This window comes from Porphyromonas canoris (assembly GCF_000769115.1).
GTDB lineage: Bacteria > Bacteroidota > Bacteroidia > Bacteroidales > Porphyromonadaceae > Porphyromonas_A > Porphyromonas_A canoris.
This window is the reverse complement of record NZ_JQZV01000008.1, coordinates 66024-82942: the sequence shown is the minus strand read 5'-3', so window position 1 is coordinate 82942 and position 16919 is coordinate 66024. Positions and strand designations below refer to the sequence as shown.

Here is a 16919-nt window from a genome sequence, read left to right as displayed (position 1 = left end):
TTAACTTAAATGTTCCTTCTTTACGATTTGGGAATAGAAAAGAACTCCTCACAACCGATATATGGTAAGGTTTCCGATATAGACTATTCTAAATACAAGCTGTTCGGTCTTCATTCAAGCGAGATAGCCTATTTGGGATGGATTAACCCTCCCGTGAATCTGCCGGAATACGAACTCACGGTAAAAATTATATTTGAAGATGGAGATTTAAGGACAGCTTCTACAAGTGTAGCTCCTTAAACAAAATCCATCCGATTTATTCAACAGAAAAAGGCATTCGGAAATTCTCGAATGCCTTTTCTCGTATCTGCTTATTTGATACACCTGAATACCATTATGGAGTTGTGGTTGCTGACCTCCACTCCGCCTTTATAAAGAGACTTAAACTTCTCCTCCATCTCCTCCTTGGTAAAATGAGGAGGGACAAAAACGCCCTTACGGTTCAGTACCAAACGTACAAGAGCATCACCGATCCTCCTTTCTCCCTTGACGTAGAAATTTCCAAGAAAGCAACCTCCCGGCTTCAGTACTCTGTACAGTTCGGCAAGAGCACGCTCTTTATCGGGAAAAGCGTGAAATCCGTTCATGCAAAGGACTATATCGAAACTCTCATCTTCATACGGCAGTTGCCCCACATCTCCCCATTCCAACGAGAGTTGAGAGAGTCCCATATCCTGTTTTCTCTGTTCTGCCACAGCAAGCATCTCGCGAGAGTAGTCCACTCCCACGATAGAAGCATTGGGCAGACCGGCATAGGTAGAAGCAGTAAAGACCAGCGTTCCGGAGGGTACATCCAGCAGGCGACCGGAAAAACCGGAGGGAATCATCCCCATTACCTCTCTTGCTATCTTATTATCGTCCACCTGCCAGAGGCAGCTCATGTAGAGATGAGACCACCAAGTGCTTCCCGTAATGAAGTTATCGTAAAACCGGATACCTTTTTTATAGGCATTTTTAGGCTTGGAAGATTGCTCGCTACACATAAGAATTACGCTTAAAAATATCTTTCCCTGCTATCTCAACTCATCCTTTTGTATCAGATCACGCCTGCCATTGCATCCGTCATATTCTATCTGAAGAGTGGTGTGTCCTATACCGAACTTCTGCATGAGCAGATGCTCCACCTGCTCTCTCAATGCTCCTGCTTCCGACAGTCTGAGATCCTCTTCCAGATTAACATGCGCCTCCAAGAGCATGTGTTCGTCATCCAGTCTCCAGATATGCAGGTGGTGCAGATTCTTTATTCCTTTGATTGCCTCTACCTCCTCTTTCAGCAGAGAAGGATCTATCTCTTCCGGAGCACTCTGCATCAGTATGCTCACAGTCTGCTTCACTATACCCCATGTATGCACAATGATATAGATGCCCACCAAGACCGTTACAAGAGGATCCAGCCAGTAAAGATTCCACAGCCATATTGCTATACCTCCCATGATTACAGCGACCGAAGAGAGTGTATCCCCAAGAAGATGAAGATATGCAGCCTTCACGTTCAGGTTGTGCTCACGATCCTTATGGAGTATGACCACAGAGATCAGATTTGCCAAAAGTCCGAATATCGCCACGGCAAGCATCATCGCCCCACGTATCGGCTCCGGATTCAAAAAGCGGTGATAGGCCTCCACGAAAAGGTAAACGCATATCCCTATAAGTACCACGGCATTAAACAGGGCAGCCAATATCTCTGTCCGCTTATAGCCAAATGTCTTTCTGGTATCTGGTTGCTTCTCTGCGTGCTTTCCTGCAAGGAATGCAATAAAGATTGCAGACGAGTCTCCCAGATTATGTATGGCATCGGAGATCAGGGAGAGACTGTTGGAAAGTATTCCTCCTACAATCTGAAAAATCGTGATGGAAAAGTTCAAGATCGTAACCCATAGCAGCTTTCTTCCCCTCAGATCCTTACCATGGTGGCAGTGATCATGCCCGTGATGTCCGTGCGAATGCTCATGACAGTGGGAGTGAGTGTGATTGTGGTGTTCTGTTTTCATATCGGTAAAATATCTGTAATAGAACTGTTTAATCGCATATACTTACACAAATATCCGTCAATTATCATTATCATGCAATACCTAAACCTAAGTATCCCTCGCTTGTCTTCTACCTTCTTCCGGTCTGCCACTCTCCGCAAGAGAGGGCATACGTATGCACTTGGCTGTATGGGGCAAAATGTCTATTTTTGAAAGGCATAACAAGCAAGCATATATCCTATGAAACTCCGGACGGAAGACTTAGTAAAAAAATATAAGAACAGAACCGTGGTCAACCACGTATCCATTGAAGTATCTCAAGGCGAGATTGTAGGACTCTTGGGACCCAATGGAGCAGGTAAGACCACTACATTTTACATGACCGTTGGTCTGGTTCTCCCCAATGAGGGAAAGATTTTCCTCGATGACGAAGAGATTACTCACGAGCCCATCTACAAGCGTGCGAGGAAAGGCATATCATATCTTGCTCAGGAGGCTTCCGTATTCAGAAAGATGACCGTAGAGGATAACATCCGCTCCGTATTGGAGATGACCAGTAAGCCTAAAGAGTATCAGAAAGAGAAGTTAGAAAGTCTCATCTCCGAGTTTGGTCTCCATAAAGTGAGACACAATCTGGGGGATCGTCTTTCGGGTGGTGAGCGTAGAAGAGCGGAGATAGCCCGTTGCCTTGCCATAGAGCCCAAGTTTGTGATGCTCGATGAACCTTTTGCCGGAGTAGACCCCATAGCGGTACAGGATATTCAGAGTATTGTTGCCAAGTTGCGTGAAAAGAATATCGGTATTCTCATCACCGACCACAACGTCTATGAGACACTATCCATCACAGACCGTGCTTATCTTCTGTTTGAGGGGCGAGTGCTTTTCCAGGGAACAGCCGAAGAGCTTGCCGAGAACGAGATCGTAAGAGAGAAGTATCTGGGTAAAGACTTCGTATTCCGCAAACGCACGTTCGACCGGGAAGGATGATACGGTTAGACCAACAGTCTCGCCTGCTGCAAGAAGCGGTAGATGCTCTAAGCACTCTGCCCGGAGTAGGCAGTAAAAGTGCATTGAAGCTGGCTCTCTATCTCCTGAGACAGGAGAAACAGTTTACCAAAAACATATCTGCCAAGATAGATGCTTTGGTCGAGGGCATTCACTACTGCGATCGTTGCCACAATCTTTCCGATACAGACCTCTGCATGATCTGCTCCAACCCAGCCAGAGACTCCCGTATCCTCTGCGTGGTGGAGAGTGTAAAGGAGGTTTTGGCTGTTGAGAACACCGGACGTTTCAATGGTCTATATCACGTTTTGGGCGGTGTCATCTCTCCGATAGACGGTGTCGGTCCCTCCGAACTGCACATCGACGATATTCCCGACAGGGTCAAAAGCGAAGGCGTGGAAGAGGTCTTGCTCGCACTGAGTACCACCATGGAGGGAGATACGACCAACTTCTACATCTACCGTCTCCTTAAAAATCTCGATGTCAAAGTCTCTGTGATCTCTCGTGGCATAGCCATAGGGGACGAGCTGGAGTATGCAGACCAACTCACTCTCGGTAGAAGCATAGACCACCGGATAGATTTCGAGTCTACCCTAAGAGGATAACCGCCATAAAGTATCAGATATGCCCCCTCCCAGCAGAACCTTTTATGCCGATGAGCACAGCAGTGTTGCATCCGGTCTACGCCTAAGCGAGCTTACCGGGATAGTGGAAGATCTCATCTCTTCATCGTTCACTCGTCCGCTGTGGGTGGTGGCAGAAGTTTCCGGCATGCAGGTCAATAGAAGCTCCGGACACTGCTACATGGATCTGATAGAGAAAAACGACCAGGGAAAGATAGTAGCATCCATTCGGGCAATGATATGGAGCAGTCAGTACAGACTCATCTCCGAAAAGTTTTACGAAGAGGCAGGGGTGGAGCTGAGCGAAGGTTTGGAACTGCTCCTTATGGTTTACGTCAGATACAGCCCGGTATATGGGCTTTCTCTGAATATTGTCGGCGTGGATGCCACCTACTCTTTGGGAGCCATGCGAAAGCAGAGAGAGGCTACCATAGCAGCACTGAAAGCATCCGGCATTTGGGATATGAACAGAGCTCTTCCACTCTCTCCTCTCCCACGAAAGATAGCAGTAATCTCTTCGGCTACGGCTGCCGGATGGGGCGACTTCCATAACCAACTCACACGCAACGACTATAACATCCGCTTTGCAGCTACACTCTTTCCTGCCATTATGCAGGGGAACGAAGCACCGGCAAGCATCATCTCCGCTCTTGATGCCATTATGGACTCCGGACAGGAGTACGATGCCGTTGTCATCATTCGGGGAGGAGGAAGCCGCTTAGACCTTTTGGCGTTTGACAATGCCACACTCTGCGAACATGTTGCACAATATCCCTACCCCGTCATATCCGGTATAGGGCACGACAGAGATCTATCTATCTTGGATATGGTGGCACACACCGCTCTAAAGACACCTACTGCCGTTGCCACCTTTCTCATAGATAAAAATCTGTGCTATATCTCTGCCGTCTCCTCCGCAGAGGAGCGTTTGGTAAGATTGATGGGTGGGCAGAAACAGCTGTTAGAGAGCAGACTCCGGGTATTGATGCACAAACAGAGACAGCTGCTATACCTGCGCACCTCGGAGATAGAGCAAAGAGTGGGCGCACACTACCTCCGTCTGCAACGCTTTTGGGCATCGCTGACGGCACGAACAGAGAGCAGAATAGCATCCGACACAGCTCGACTGAAACGCTCCATAGCATCATGGGAACCGCTGCAACGGCAAAGACTCTTCTCTTTGGAGGAACGGCTGCGCCTTTTAAGCCCGGACAGAATCCTCTCTTCCGGGTATGCGCTTTTTGTCGGATCGGATGGCAAGAGCATTCGCTCTGCTTCACAGACTCATCCGGGCGAAGATGTGAAAATATTATTGGGCGACGGAGCGGTATCTGCCACCGTTACCGGAGTGGAAAAGAGAGAAGAAGAGTACAACGATTAGACAAACAAAAATATGGCTAAAAAGAAATTCAACTATACCCAAACGCTGAAAGAGATTGAGGAGAACCTCTCCCTCATCGAGCGGAACGAGCTTCCGATAGAAGAGATCTTGAAGCTAAGCAGAGCCACAGCCTCGATGATAAAAGAGTGCAAAGGCGAGCTGAAAAGTCTGCAAGAAGAGATAGACAAAATAGTGGAAGAGATAGAGAGCAACGGATAACCTCTCTCCCTCTGCATCAAAACGGATTACGGTCTTCCCCATTCCATACTCTTTGGAATGGAGAAGACCGTTTCTCTTTTCAAGATAGCCGATTCAGGAAAAAGATTTTTGGCTTCTCACCTCGCTTCTACCCTGTTTGAAAATCGTTCTTCTACGATAGCAACCGATTTTAGAACAAATCCATAGAATATAAGTTCCGCATTACCCTTAGAGTCGTACCGAAGCTGTTTTCAAAGTCTATCGAGATAAGCAGAAGCAGCACTCCTTTATATCACTTATTCCTATTTTGTTGGAGAGAAATGTTTTTAGGGAACATTTTTGAAGTCTTTAGTTTACAACATAATTCATAGTTTTGTCTCAACAATGGCGCTGACTTAAATACTACTATTTGTCATTTATTCTGTTTCAAGCTTTGTTAAATAGTGTCCTAAGGCTTGATAACTTTTTCTTGAACTCGTTTATTGAATCTACTTGATAAGAAAACAGACCCTTAATGTTTAGTCCACAATTCAAGTCTTCACAAAACTCATTGCTCTCATCATTCTTGTGTCCATTAGGGCAAATGTATTGCCTCTTCTCCCCTTTGCTGAAAAGCCCTTTAGTAGAGATAAAACTACCAACATCCGGGAGATTATCTATTATATGCTCCATCTCTTCCATCCTTTTGAGGTCTTCAATATCGTATGAATCGGATTGAGTCCTTAAAAGATAAGTAGAGTTTGTAAGGTCTTCTTTTATTGCCAAGAGTATTCTCTCCGAGTCAAATAGATTGCAAGCAACTATGAGATCACCCATGACTGCTTTGTTCTCTTTTCTCTTTTCGTATGCTCTTCTCGTAACCATCTCTTTGGGTATCGCTCCCAAATATTGCGTGATAAAGCTTATTTCTTCTGTTGTCCTTCCAGAGTTTTGGATAAATCTGTCCAATAGATTGTCTATTATTTCTTCTTGTGGGTTTTCAAGAAGGAATGTCCTCCACTCTTCTTTTATCTCCTCTCCATCATTTATACCGGAAACGATGGATTGCCTTAGCATTTCCCTTTCCAACTCAGCCCCATCTATTGAGTATTCACTCAAAACTTTGAATTTATTATCTTCTTTTTCTTCTATGATACAAGCTGTCCCGGAAGCAGATAGCATTATCATAGATTTCCCCTTTCCGGAAATCTCATCAAAATCGACCTTGAAACCTAAAATACAGTTTGCTCCCTTTCTTTTTGCTTTCTCTTTTAGCTTATTGGTTGCATCCTTATATATAAGGTCCATTTTCTTTTGATAGGAATATGAATACCCTCCAAATATATCTGTTATTGAAGCTGAGAAATCAGAAAAGAAATTGGTTCCGAGAACCATATTTACGCAGATGGTTTCTACATAACGCTTAACAGCATAACCTTCTATATTGTTTGTTGTTGTAATGATAAAATCTCTATTCTTCATAATTAAATTTTTGTGAGTTTTCTCATAATGCAAATATTATAGATTCAATAGCAAATGAATGACAGCAAAACACCATTAAGGGCTGCAACATCCGCTTCTATATTAAGTCATCCGATGCAAATATAAAGTTTTTTAACAAGCATAACAAAAAGATTAGACTTTATCGGACTATGTCATACCCTACCAATAAAAAAGATAAAGAGCTGATTTTCATAATGAAATCAGCTCTTTATTTTTATCCCCTTTCGGTAAAGTTTGTGGAGCGGTAGAGTTCAAAAATCTACACAAACCTATTTACAAGTCTCTTTTAACGGGTTCAAAACGCTCTCCGAATACTTTCACTACCGTAAATCGGGGCTTGACTTCCAAAAATCGAAACTTGACTGCAACAAATCAAGCCTTGATTTGCAGAAATCCGGGCTTGATTTACACAATTATTCCTGTTTGTCCGAACTTCTGAACGTGATAAACAAAACTTCTATACGGGTTAAAAAGAGTTGTTCGACAGGGAGAAAGTTTCCTCCGTACAGAACGGCATCAACAGCTGAAAGGTGAGAGTTTCAATACAAATCTATTCAAGAAGCATTAAAAAAGTGCAAAAGAGAAAATATCCGACTTTTTATAGAAATATTTTACTTACCTTGCAAAGCAAACAACCACGAATACACCATACACTTATGAGACAAATCATTTTTCCTGTATGCCTGTTGCTCTCTCTGCTACTCGGAACAGCGGAAAGTGCCACCGCACAAAGCAGTGAAGTTTATAGAGCCATCTATCAGGTAAGAGGCTCGTACACGCCTCAAGAAGCCGTAGATAAGGATTCATATACAGAGGCTGTTCTGGAGATCTATCCGGATAGAAGTTTCTTCTTCGACAGCTGGTTTCAGGTCGGCGACTCCGTTTACCAAGCATCATTGGACTCGGACGGAGATATGCTTAGAGCCGCTCAGGCAAAACGGAGAACGGGTGTGGCTCCCGGTCTGAAAATAGGTGTGAAGAGCTTCTTTGCAGATAACAACAGAGAGACATCCCATGTCATCGGAGTGGATTTGTACTGTTACGAAGAGGAGCTGAACCGCCCTGCCTGGGAGGTGATACAGGATAGCACGGCAGTAAAGAGCGGTTACAACTGTGTCATGGCTAAGGCTCAATATCTCGGAAGAGAGTGGATAGCGTGGTACACATCCGATATTCCCTCTCCCACTGGACCATGGAAACTGTGGGGTCTGCCCGGGCTTATCGTCGAAGCTAAAGATAGTGAGGGACTTTTCTCATTTACTCTCGCCTCGTTCTCTGCCACTACTCCGGAAAGGCTGTACGGCGACTTCTCGAAGTATAAAGATGCCTGGAAGAAGCGACAGACAAGAAAGAAGAAACAGGTGGTGGAAACTCTTTCGTTCTTTATATCCGATCCGGTCGGGTATCTGCATACCACAATGCCGGGAAGAATAAAGCGCATAGAGGATAAAGATGGTAGAGAGATCACCGGAGAAGAGCTACGGAACGAGTTTGTTTATTTGGAAAGATAACGATATGAGAGCGAAACAGAATCTTACTTTTGCCTTGCTGGCTGCTCTGCTGTTCTGTATGGCAGGAAGTGCCATGGCGGAAAACAATGAGGTTTATAGAGCTGTCTACAAAGTACAAGGCTCGTATATGCCTAAGAAAGCAAAGAATAAATCTTCATATACAGAGGCTGTTTTGGAGATTTCATCGGATAAGAGCTTCTTCTTTGACCGCTGGTTCGAGGTGGGAGATTCCATATATCAAGCCTCTTTTGACAAGGACAAAGACCGCACCAAGGCTGTTCTGGCAAGGCAAAGATCGAGTGTAAGACCTAGTCTGAATATCGGTGTCAAGAATGATTTTTCGAGCAACAGCAGAGAGACTATTCATGCTGTCAATGTCGATTTATTCCACTACACGGAGGAGCTGACCCGCCCTGCCTGGGAAGTGGTGCAGGATAGCACCGCGGTAAAGAGCGGTTACAACTGCATCATGGCTAAGGCTCAATATCTCGGAAGAGAGTGGATAGCATGGTACACGCCCGATATTCCGTCTCCTGCGGGACCATGGAAACTGTGGGGTCTGCCCGGACTCATCGTCGAGGCTAAAGATAGTGAAGGTCTCTTCTCATTCGCTCTATCCTCGTTCTCTGCCACTACTCCGGAAAGGCTGTATGGCGACTTCTCGAAGTACAAGGACGCTTGGGAAAATAAACACATGGGGAAAAAGAAACAGGTATTGGAGGCTTTCGCTTTCTTTATATCCGATCCGGTCGGCTACTTTCGCTCTATATATCCGGGAGCAAAGGTTACCGTTACGGATCAGAATGGCAATAAACTGTCTCAGGAAGATCTGCTCAGAGATTTTGTTTATCTGGAAAAGTGATGAAAATGAGAAAGGCAACACTCCTTTCTGCCCTGCTCTTCGTGGCGACTTTATCTGTTTACGGGCAGACCTATGGCTATAAAGTTCACTATCTGTTGCATAAACAGTACGAAATCTCAAAGAATAAAAAGCCGGATCCGGAAGAGATGATTTTGGAGATTATGCCCGATGAGAGCCACTATTACAGCAAGGTATTGGCTTTCATGGACTCTACCATTTTATCCAAAATCGGTACCGGAAGCGGCGTAAAAGAGGCGATGTGGGAAGATCCGAATATCGAAGAGGAGGGAGAGCCAATATATATACGCTCCTCGTTTGATAAGCAACAGCGTAAGGTCTCATACCGGATACTCGAAGAGGAGTACTCCTACACCGAAAAGGTTACTGCCCCCGAATGGCGCATCTTAGCGGATAGCACCAAACGGATTGGAGCATACAGCTGCACTCTTGCCCGTGCTTCGTACATGGGACGAGAGTGGCAAGTGTGGTACACGCAAGAGATCCCGTCTTCCGCCGGACCTTGGAAGCTGTGGGGATTGCCGGGTCTGATACTTGAAGCGAAAGATATGGAAGGTATTTTTGAATTCTCTTTTCTCGGCTTTGAAGAGCAGACAGAGGAGAAGAGTTACGCTAAAGCGAGACGCTCTCTTATGCCTCATATCAGCAGCAAAAAGGCATCGAAGCAGAAGGTAGAAGAGCTTTACGGAAACTTTATAGCAGATCCTTTCGGCTTCTTGATGCAGACTTCGCCGGATGTTAAGATCATTTCCAATGGAGAACCAATGCTTACACCCACTTGGGAAAAGATGAACTATATACCGCTTGAAAGATGATAACGTCTAAGATAAACCTGCGTATTCTCTCTCTTTTTGCCCTCTTTTTGGTAGGCTCTACCGCTCTGCTTCATGCTCAAAACACAATCTCCGGATGGGTTAAAGAGAAAGGCAACAACAACGGAGTGCATCATGTCTCGGTGTCTGTCGTTTCCGGTGATAACGGGAAAATACTCGGCGGAACATTTACAGATGAAAAAGGATTCTTCAAAATAACGACCAAGCAGGAGATCGGTAAGGTTAAAGTGATCCTCTTATTCAATCACCTCTCTTATAAGAAGCTGACCAAAACGGATCTCGGAGCCGTTCTGAACGGTCAGAGTTTCTTTATGGAGCCTCGGACAGAGAAGTTGAAAGAGGTTGTTGTACACTCCACTCCCGTGCGCCAACGTGGAGACACGACGAGCTATTCGGTCAATCAGCTCAAAGCATTAGGCGATCGCTCTCTCGAAGATGTCTTAAAGCGGATACCGGGAATGAGTGTAGACACATCGGGAAAGATAAGATACCAAGGCAAAGACCTGAGCAAGCTGTACGTCGAAGGTATGGATCTGATGGGCGGACGCTATTCGCAGGTAACAAGAAACCTCACCACGGAAGATGTTGCATCCGTTGAGTTACTGGAAAATCACGAGGCAATAAAGATGGATAAAGATATTTCCAGAAGTGAAGAAACGGCTCTAAACATCCGTCTGACCGAGAAAGCGAAGTTGAACTGGATCTATTCGTTGGAGACCGGAACAGGCATTAACAAAGATGCCAAACCGCAATACTTGGCGGAGGGATCGGCTTCCACATTCGGAAAGACCTTTCAAACGATGCTGATAGCCAAGGGTAACAATGAGGGGAAAGAGATCCTTTCGGAAATGAATCGCTTTGGTTACGATGGTTCACCATGGAGCATCATAAGCCGTGGACAGAGTAAAGGCAGCGACTTTTTCTCTTCAAGTGCCGATCTTGGCGACCATATCGTGAGAGCCAAAGGCAGAATAAACCAATCCGCAAGCGGTTCTGCCAATCATATAAGGAAGTTTTCGGAAGATGCCCAATGGCGTATGAACGTGAACTATGGCTTTGACAAGGCAGACAGACGTGCGTTATACACCACTCTTTTCAGGACTTCTCCCACCGAACAGACCAAGATAGAGGAGGAGCAGATCCTGTCTCACAAGCACCATCAACTCTCTTTGGAGAGCAGCTATACGTTCAACGGACAGTCGAGATATACCAGAGTGAAGACCGAGTTTTCGCTTCTGCACAAAGAGCTGCAAGGAGAAAAGATAGCCAACAAACACCCTTACGAGGAGTTTACAAAGTCTCCATCCGGTACGCTATCCAATGATATAGAGTGGAGCAAAAAGTTCGGAAAGGGACGGATAAGGTTTTCGGATAATCTTTTTGGTACTTATCGCCCCAACTCTCTTGCGCTTCATGCGCCCAAAGGACTCTCTGACGGAGCCACGGACATACTTCAAAAGATCGAGAGCAAGAGCTTCGGCAATGCGGCTTCTCTCTCTTACTACTACACCGGAAAGGGATGGGAGCTTGATCTGGGTGTGAATGCAGACCTCAACAGAGAGGAACTCTCCAGCTCATTGACGGGTCTGAAGTTTGCCGGTACTCACCCCACTTCGGGCAGTATTACCTATCAGGAAGCCAAGACAACCCTTAATCCCTCCTTGATTTGGAACTATAAGTACATCCGTCTCGCCCTTACTCCTGCCGTAACATGGATGCTTGCCTCCTCGAATGAAAAGGGATCGAAAGAGAAGCCTATCCTAATCTCTCAAAACGATATTCGCTTCACCCCGTCTCTTTACTTGAGATACGAGCCATCTTCAAGCTTCTACTCCACTCTGGGATGCAGCTACAACGAGGGCGACGGCTCTTATCCTCTCTCTCTTTATACGCCATACATCTTCCGAGGGATAGGCAGAATAGGAACGGGCGAAGCCGCCTGGTGGAAGACAAGAGCCTCTTCGGCATGGCTCTACTCCGCTTATAAAGATGTGCTCAACTTCTTCTCCGCATCCTACAATCTGCGATACACGAACGCACTATCCCCTCGCAGCTCATCCTCTTACCTCGATGGCATTTACATCATATCCAAACCGGACTGGAGGGAGACCCATAGTGAGTCGTTCTATCAATCGCTCTCCGTGCAAAAGTCTTTCCGCTCCATCGGTCTCACGACCAACTTAGAGGTGAACCACTCCATAGCCAAAGGCAAGATCGTACAGCAGGAAAAAGTGTTCGATCACCGCACTCAAGGAGTCATGGCATCCCCTACAATAGAGTGGCTGGCTTCGAGAAAACTGAGCTTCAAATACAGTGGGAACTACTCTCTATCCCTTTTCGGACTGAAGGATAGCGACAGAAAGGAGGCTAAACAGACCAATATGTACCACTCGTTCTCCATGTATGCCCGCCCGACCTCACTGTGGACACTGAAAGCGAGTGCCAATATGTACGACAGCAAAAACTCGGACATCGAAGGCGGCAAACGCAGAGGGATATGGTTCTTTGATGGAGAATCTCAGTATGTATTCCCTTGGGCTACGGTGGTACTAAGTGTTCGGAACTTGGGACAGAACGATATATACCGCGTAGAGAGCCGAAATGGTCTGAACGCTCACTCCTCTACCTTCTTCCTCCGACCGAGTGAAGTTTTGCTCTCGTTCAGGTGGAATCTGACTAAAAAATAGGATGGGCAGATAGGGACGAGCGAAAAGGTTAGTGGTACATTAACCTCACTTTCAGCTCCGGATAGCATTTTTCGAGAGCCTCTTTCAGCCCCACAACGTGCCCTGCACCTACTATAACAATGCTTCTCAGGTGAGAATTGTCTCTTACTTGAGAAGCAATATTTTTTGCCATACGGCTGTTCCTTTCGTCCCAATACTTTGCAGCCTCTTCGCTGTACGGGGTGGAAGACTTCACGTATCGGAACGAATTGACAAGATGTTTCCGATACAGAGAAGCCGGACTATTGGTATACTTGCCGAGACGACCCAATAGAGCCGGAAGGATAGAGCGGTTGTAGTCTCTCTTTATCAACCGATCCCCCTCTCTGTTGTCTCCATTCTTCTCCCCTGCCTTACGGGTTTGAGACCATGCCTTGTAGTACTTATCCGTGGTCTGCTGGTCGTCCATGCAGTAGAGTTCCCTGATATTCATTGCAGTTGCGAGCTTGAAGGAGAGATCCTCATTCTCATTTCCAAACGCTTTATCCGCTCCTTTCACGCCATACTTTCGCAGATAGTTGTAGTAGAGATGGTTTACCCGGTCTCTCTTGATAAGATATGCTTCGGAAAGGAACCCGAAATCCTCCTCCGTCAGCTCTGCCAATGGCAGGGTGCGAAGCTCTTCAAATCGGCTCTCGTCCATGCTCTTTACGGCTCTGAGAGAGTCCGATATGTGGAGAAATCGGGGTGTAAAAAATTGCAGACTAACGGTATCGTTCGGGCAGATAAACTCCACATAAACCGCTTCCGGCTTATACTTCATGGCATAGCGTAGCAGAGGCTTGTAGCTGTTCTTTACAATGGCAGGTACGGAGTGCATCGTTCCCATGATCAGAACCTCTTTCTCCTGACTCGCCATGCTCATCGAAAGGGCAAAGAATAGCAGTAACCCAATGTATTTTTTCATATCTTATTCCTGTATCATTCTTACAAAGACGAAAGAGAAATACTCTGTTCATCAAGGTTTAACGCGCCTAAAGTTACAAAAAAACAGATACCGAAGCGTGAGGCATGGCGCAAAGATCTTTCTATATTCACTTTCAAAATCTCTTTTATAAGGCATTAAAAACTGCTTTGAAAGTGAACAGAATGAGACTTCAAGGCTCGAATGGCAGAAATCAAATCTTGAATCTTACAAACCAAGCCTCGATTTACAGGGAACAAGCCTTGATTTGCGGAGAATAAAGCTCGATTTGGAGTTTTTAATCTGTTCGGAAGCAAAAATAAACACATTAAATCTCTCTTGTAAACAGGTTCACATTTTGCTCTACCTGCAAAAAGCAGATCATCCGTACCGATACCGCCCGGCATATCGGTTCTATCTGATTACAAGGGAGTAAGCCTGACGCTCTTACCTCGACACGATCCATTAAAACCCCATCTGTTTCGCAACAGCACTACGTTCACAGCCGAAAAGTCCGGAGCAAGATTTATGGATCGGGGCGAGTTTGTTCTGAGAATAATTATTATATTTATGACCGTAAACTTTTATTTTTCAATACTAAATTCTAAAAAGCCAACAGCTATGAATGCAACAAAACTTACTAAACTTTTTTCTTTGGTCGTTTCGGCTATCTTGCCGATCCTTTTTGTTTCGTGTGATATAAATAACCAAGTGCCCGATTGCGGACAACCTCTTCTAAGAAATCATGTATGGCAAGGCACAGCCACACACGAAGATGGTTCCGGAGATGTTACCCTTGTTTTTATGTCGGGAGACTTGACCAAGCTCAACCCTAAGGCAACGATAAAAAATGAAAATGAGGGAAAGTCCGGTGGTAATGTAGAGGAGGGTGTTGTTTATATTACCTACAAAAAAGGGCTTACTTGGGAAAGAAAGGGAACGTATAGATTCCAAAATGATGCCTTGAGCATTGTTACTTATGTCGATATTGACAAAGAACCTTGGCTCAAAAAATGGCAGGAGTTTGTATTTGTAAAGAAAGAGTGGACAAAAAACAAGCTACATCTGGAAAACATCAATAAGGATGCCGAGGTACTTAGGGTATTGACTTTGAACCCGGTCTCTCAAAAAGAGAAGTAGAACCAATTGATATTATCATCATACAGGTAAGTGCGAAAGCACACTTTCAAACGGGACTGTTTACCGTCTGAAAACAAAAAAAATCACTACTAACAGGTGTTACAACCCTTTTAGTAGTGATTTTTTTGCTTTATGGATAAAGGTATGCTCTTAATCTTTTCTCGCTGAACCGATGTTATTCAAGCCTCCTTTATCTCATTACCGAACTCTCTTCAAAGCCTCTTAGAGGTTTGCACGCTCGATGTCTTTGAAATACTTATAGGTTCCCACTTTCAGCTCTGCCGTAGCATCTTCATCGCAGACAATGATGCCTTTCGGGTGCATCTGCAGTGCGGAGATGGTCCACATCTGATTGATGCTTCCCTCCACCGCATGGTAGAGCGCACGTGCCTTGCCTAAGCCATTGACCAGAATGATAACCTCTTTGGCGTCCATCACGGTACCCACACCCACTGTTACTGCTGTGGCAGGTACTTTAGATATATCGCCGCCGAAGAAACGGGAGTTTGCTGCTATCGTATCCGATGTCAGCGTCTTCACTCTTGTGCGTGAGGCAAGCGAAGATCCCGGCTCGTTGAATGCGATGTGTCCGTCCGGACCTATACCGCCAAGGAATATATCAACTCCGCCAACCTGCTTCATCTTTGCCTCGTATGCCTCACACTCGGCTTGTATATCGTAGGCATTGCCGTTGAGGATATTGACATTCTCTTTCGGGATGTCTATATGGGAGAAGAAGTTGGTCCACATAAAGGTGTGGTAGCTCTGTTCATGGTCTTGCGGCAGCCCGATGTACTCGTCCATGTTGAACGTTACAACGTTGCGGAAAGAGACCTTACCCTCCTTGTGAAGGCGGATAAGGTTCTTGTACAATCCCATCGGCGTAGAGCCGGTAGGCAGTCCCAATACAAATGGTCGGTCTGCGGTAGGAGCAGCATCGGCAATACGTTTTGCAACGTACTCTGCTGCCCATAGCGACATCCGATCATAGTCGGGTTGGATAATAAGTCTCATAAATCTTTTGTGTTGTATGGAATATACTTCTGTATCTTAGTCTTTCAACAGCTGTTCTGCCAGACGCTTTCCGAGATCCCATGCTGCGGCGATGTCTGCATCCTTCATCTCCATCTGGATCTCCACGCTGTTCTCTTCGAGTGTCTCCCATTTCATGGTTTCGGCAAAGGGTTTGAGATTCTTCACGGCAGCACCATTCCATGTGTAAGAACCAAAGCAGGCAAAAAGCTTACCCTTGACACCACGGCTCTCGATCATGTTCATCGCTGTCTCTACCACAGGATAAAGTCCGTTGTTGTACGTTGGGCAACCAAGTACCACAGCCTTATAACGGAAGACATTGGAGAGGACATAAGAGGGGTGCATCGTGGATGCGTTGCAGAGTACCACATTCTTCACGCCGTGATGAGCCAATGAACGTCCGATCACTTCCGCCACCTCTTCGGTGTGTCCGTACATGGAACCGTAGATAATGGTGGCTCCCACTTCCCACTCATCCTTGCTGAGCTTGTCGTAAAGAGCAATGATCTCTCCGGCATACTTTCTCCAAACAGGTCCGTGAGTGGCACAAATGGTTCCGATTTCAAGACCGGCACACTTGGCTATCGCTTTTTGTGTAAACGAGCCATACTTGCCCACGATGTTGGAATAGTAGCGATACACTTCGTTGTAGAACGCTGTACGATCTACCTCTTCATCGAAAATACCGCCGTCCAACGTACCGAAAGATCCGAACGCATCGGCAGAAAAGAGCACCTTTTCCTTAGCATCGTAAGTGAACATCACTTCTGGCCAGTGCACCATGGGAGCAAAGATGAATTGGAGTTCGCGGGATCCGATGTTGAGCTTAGTGCTTTCGTCAACGATCACGACATTGTCCGTGATGTCGAAGTAGCCCTTAAGCATATCGGCACTTTTCTTATTCACCACAAACTGAATATCGGGATACTTGTGTTTAAGAACACGGATAGAACCTGAGTGATCCGGCTCCATGTGATCCACGATCAGATAGTGAAGCGGTTCATCACCAAGTATTCTCTCAAGATTGTTAAGGAATCTGTCTGCATAGCAAATATCAACGGTGTCTATGAGTACATTCTTTTCGTCTTTGATCAGATAAGAGTTGTACGCCACACCGGCAGGCAGAGGCCACAGGTTTTCAAAGAGATGTTTTGTTCTGTCGTTTACGCCAAGATAGTAGGTAGAGTCGTTTACCTTTGGAATGTAATACATTTTGTATCGTAGTTTTTAG

Annotated in this window: 16 protein-coding genes; 10 read left to right on the top strand and 6 right to left on the bottom strand. The window is 45.6% G+C overall.

Annotated elements, in window-relative coordinates:
• Positions 1–9 precede the first annotated feature (9 nt).
• On the top strand, positions 10–240 hold the full coding sequence (locus HQ43_RS04125) for a hypothetical protein (protein WP_036790082.1): 231 nt from the start codon (positions 10–12) through the stop codon (positions 238–240).
• 71 nt (positions 241–311) lie between these two features.
• Here the strand turns inward: HQ43_RS04125 and HQ43_RS04120 are convergent, their stop codons facing one another.
• Both HQ43_RS04120 and HQ43_RS04115 read right to left on the bottom strand, forming a co-directional pair.
• Positions 312–983: a class I SAM-dependent methyltransferase gene (locus tag HQ43_RS04120; RefSeq protein WP_036790079.1), complete on the bottom strand. Its 672-nt coding sequence runs from the start codon at positions 981–983 to the stop codon at positions 312–314.
• A gap of 30 nt (positions 984–1013) precedes the next feature.
• Positions 1014–1991, bottom strand: coding sequence for a cation diffusion facilitator family transporter (locus HQ43_RS04115; protein ID WP_052079518.1), 978 nt, complete (start codon positions 1989–1991; stop codon positions 1014–1016).
• A gap of 219 nt (positions 1992–2210) precedes the next feature.
• Here HQ43_RS04115 and lptB point away from each other — a divergent pair, with 219 nt between their 5' ends.
• From lptB to HQ43_RS04095, 4 genes are read left to right on the top strand one after another with little or no spacing between them, the layout of a single operon-like run.
• Positions 2211–2957, top strand: coding sequence for an LPS export ABC transporter ATP-binding protein (lptB, locus tag HQ43_RS04110; protein WP_036790076.1), 747 nt, complete (start codon positions 2211–2213; stop codon positions 2955–2957).
• Positions 2954–3580: a recombination mediator RecR gene (recR, locus tag HQ43_RS04105; protein WP_036790073.1), complete on the top strand. Its 627-nt coding sequence runs from the start codon at positions 2954–2956 to the stop codon at positions 3578–3580. The genes lptB and recR overlap by 4 nt, the downstream gene beginning before the upstream one ends.
• Positions 3581–3599: 19 nt before the next feature.
• On the top strand, positions 3600–4979 hold the full coding sequence (gene xseA, locus HQ43_RS04100; protein WP_052103065.1) for an exodeoxyribonuclease VII large subunit: 1380 nt from the start codon (positions 3600–3602) through the stop codon (positions 4977–4979).
• Between the two features lie 12 nt (positions 4980–4991).
• On the top strand, positions 4992–5198 hold the full coding sequence (locus HQ43_RS04095; RefSeq protein WP_036790070.1) for an exodeoxyribonuclease VII small subunit: 207 nt from the start codon (positions 4992–4994) through the stop codon (positions 5196–5198).
• Between the two features lie 405 nt (positions 5199–5603).
• On the opposite strand, the gene HQ43_RS04090 is transcribed toward HQ43_RS04095, so the two are convergent.
• Positions 5604–6638: a YbjQ family protein gene (locus HQ43_RS04090; RefSeq protein ID WP_036790067.1), complete on the bottom strand. Its 1035-nt coding sequence runs from the start codon at positions 6636–6638 to the stop codon at positions 5604–5606.
• A 677-nt stretch (positions 6639–7315) separates the two neighbouring features.
• On the opposite strand from HQ43_RS04090, the gene HQ43_RS04085 reads away from it, so the two are divergent.
• From HQ43_RS04085 to HQ43_RS04070, 4 genes are read left to right on the top strand one after another with little or no spacing between them, the layout of a single operon-like run.
• Complete coding sequence (locus tag HQ43_RS04085) at positions 7316–8170, top strand: GLPGLI family protein (RefSeq protein WP_152567478.1); 855 nt, start codon at positions 7316–7318, stop codon at positions 8168–8170.
• Positions 8112–9032: a GLPGLI family protein gene (locus HQ43_RS04080; protein ID WP_081964536.1), complete on the top strand. Its 921-nt coding sequence runs from the start codon at positions 8112–8114 to the stop codon at positions 9030–9032. The genes HQ43_RS04085 and HQ43_RS04080 overlap by 59 nt, the downstream gene beginning before the upstream one ends.
• On the top strand, positions 9032–9865 hold the full coding sequence (locus HQ43_RS09445; RefSeq protein WP_052103064.1) for a GLPGLI family protein: 834 nt from the start codon (positions 9032–9034) through the stop codon (positions 9863–9865). Before HQ43_RS04080 ends, HQ43_RS09445 begins: the two co-directional genes overlap by 1 nt.
• Positions 9862–12570: a hypothetical protein gene (locus tag HQ43_RS04070; RefSeq protein ID WP_036790058.1), complete on the top strand. Its 2709-nt coding sequence runs from the start codon at positions 9862–9864 to the stop codon at positions 12568–12570. The genes HQ43_RS09445 and HQ43_RS04070 overlap by 4 nt, the downstream gene beginning before the upstream one ends.
• A gap of 28 nt (positions 12571–12598) precedes the next feature.
• Here the strand turns inward: HQ43_RS04070 and HQ43_RS04065 are convergent, their stop codons facing one another.
• Positions 12599–13516, bottom strand: coding sequence for a DUF5694 domain-containing protein (locus HQ43_RS04065; RefSeq protein ID WP_152565530.1), 918 nt, complete (start codon positions 13514–13516; stop codon positions 12599–12601).
• Positions 13517–14134: 618 nt separating this feature from the next.
• Between HQ43_RS04065 and HQ43_RS04060 the strand changes: the two genes are divergently transcribed.
• Positions 14135–14653, top strand: a complete 519-nt coding sequence (locus HQ43_RS04060) for a hypothetical protein (protein ID WP_036790053.1) — start codon at positions 14135–14137, stop codon at positions 14651–14653.
• Between the two features lie 222 nt (positions 14654–14875).
• On the opposite strand, the gene nagB is transcribed toward HQ43_RS04060, so the two are convergent.
• On the bottom strand, positions 14876–15667 hold the full coding sequence (gene nagB / locus HQ43_RS04055; RefSeq protein ID WP_036790051.1) for a glucosamine-6-phosphate deaminase: 792 nt from the start codon (positions 15665–15667) through the stop codon (positions 14876–14878).
• 36 nt (positions 15668–15703) lie between these two features.
• Positions 15704–16900 (bottom strand): FprA family A-type flavoprotein, encoded by a 1197-nt coding sequence (locus HQ43_RS04050; protein WP_036790048.1) that lies wholly within the window; start codon positions 16898–16900, stop codon positions 15704–15706.
• Positions 16901–16919: the final 19 nt, after the last annotated feature.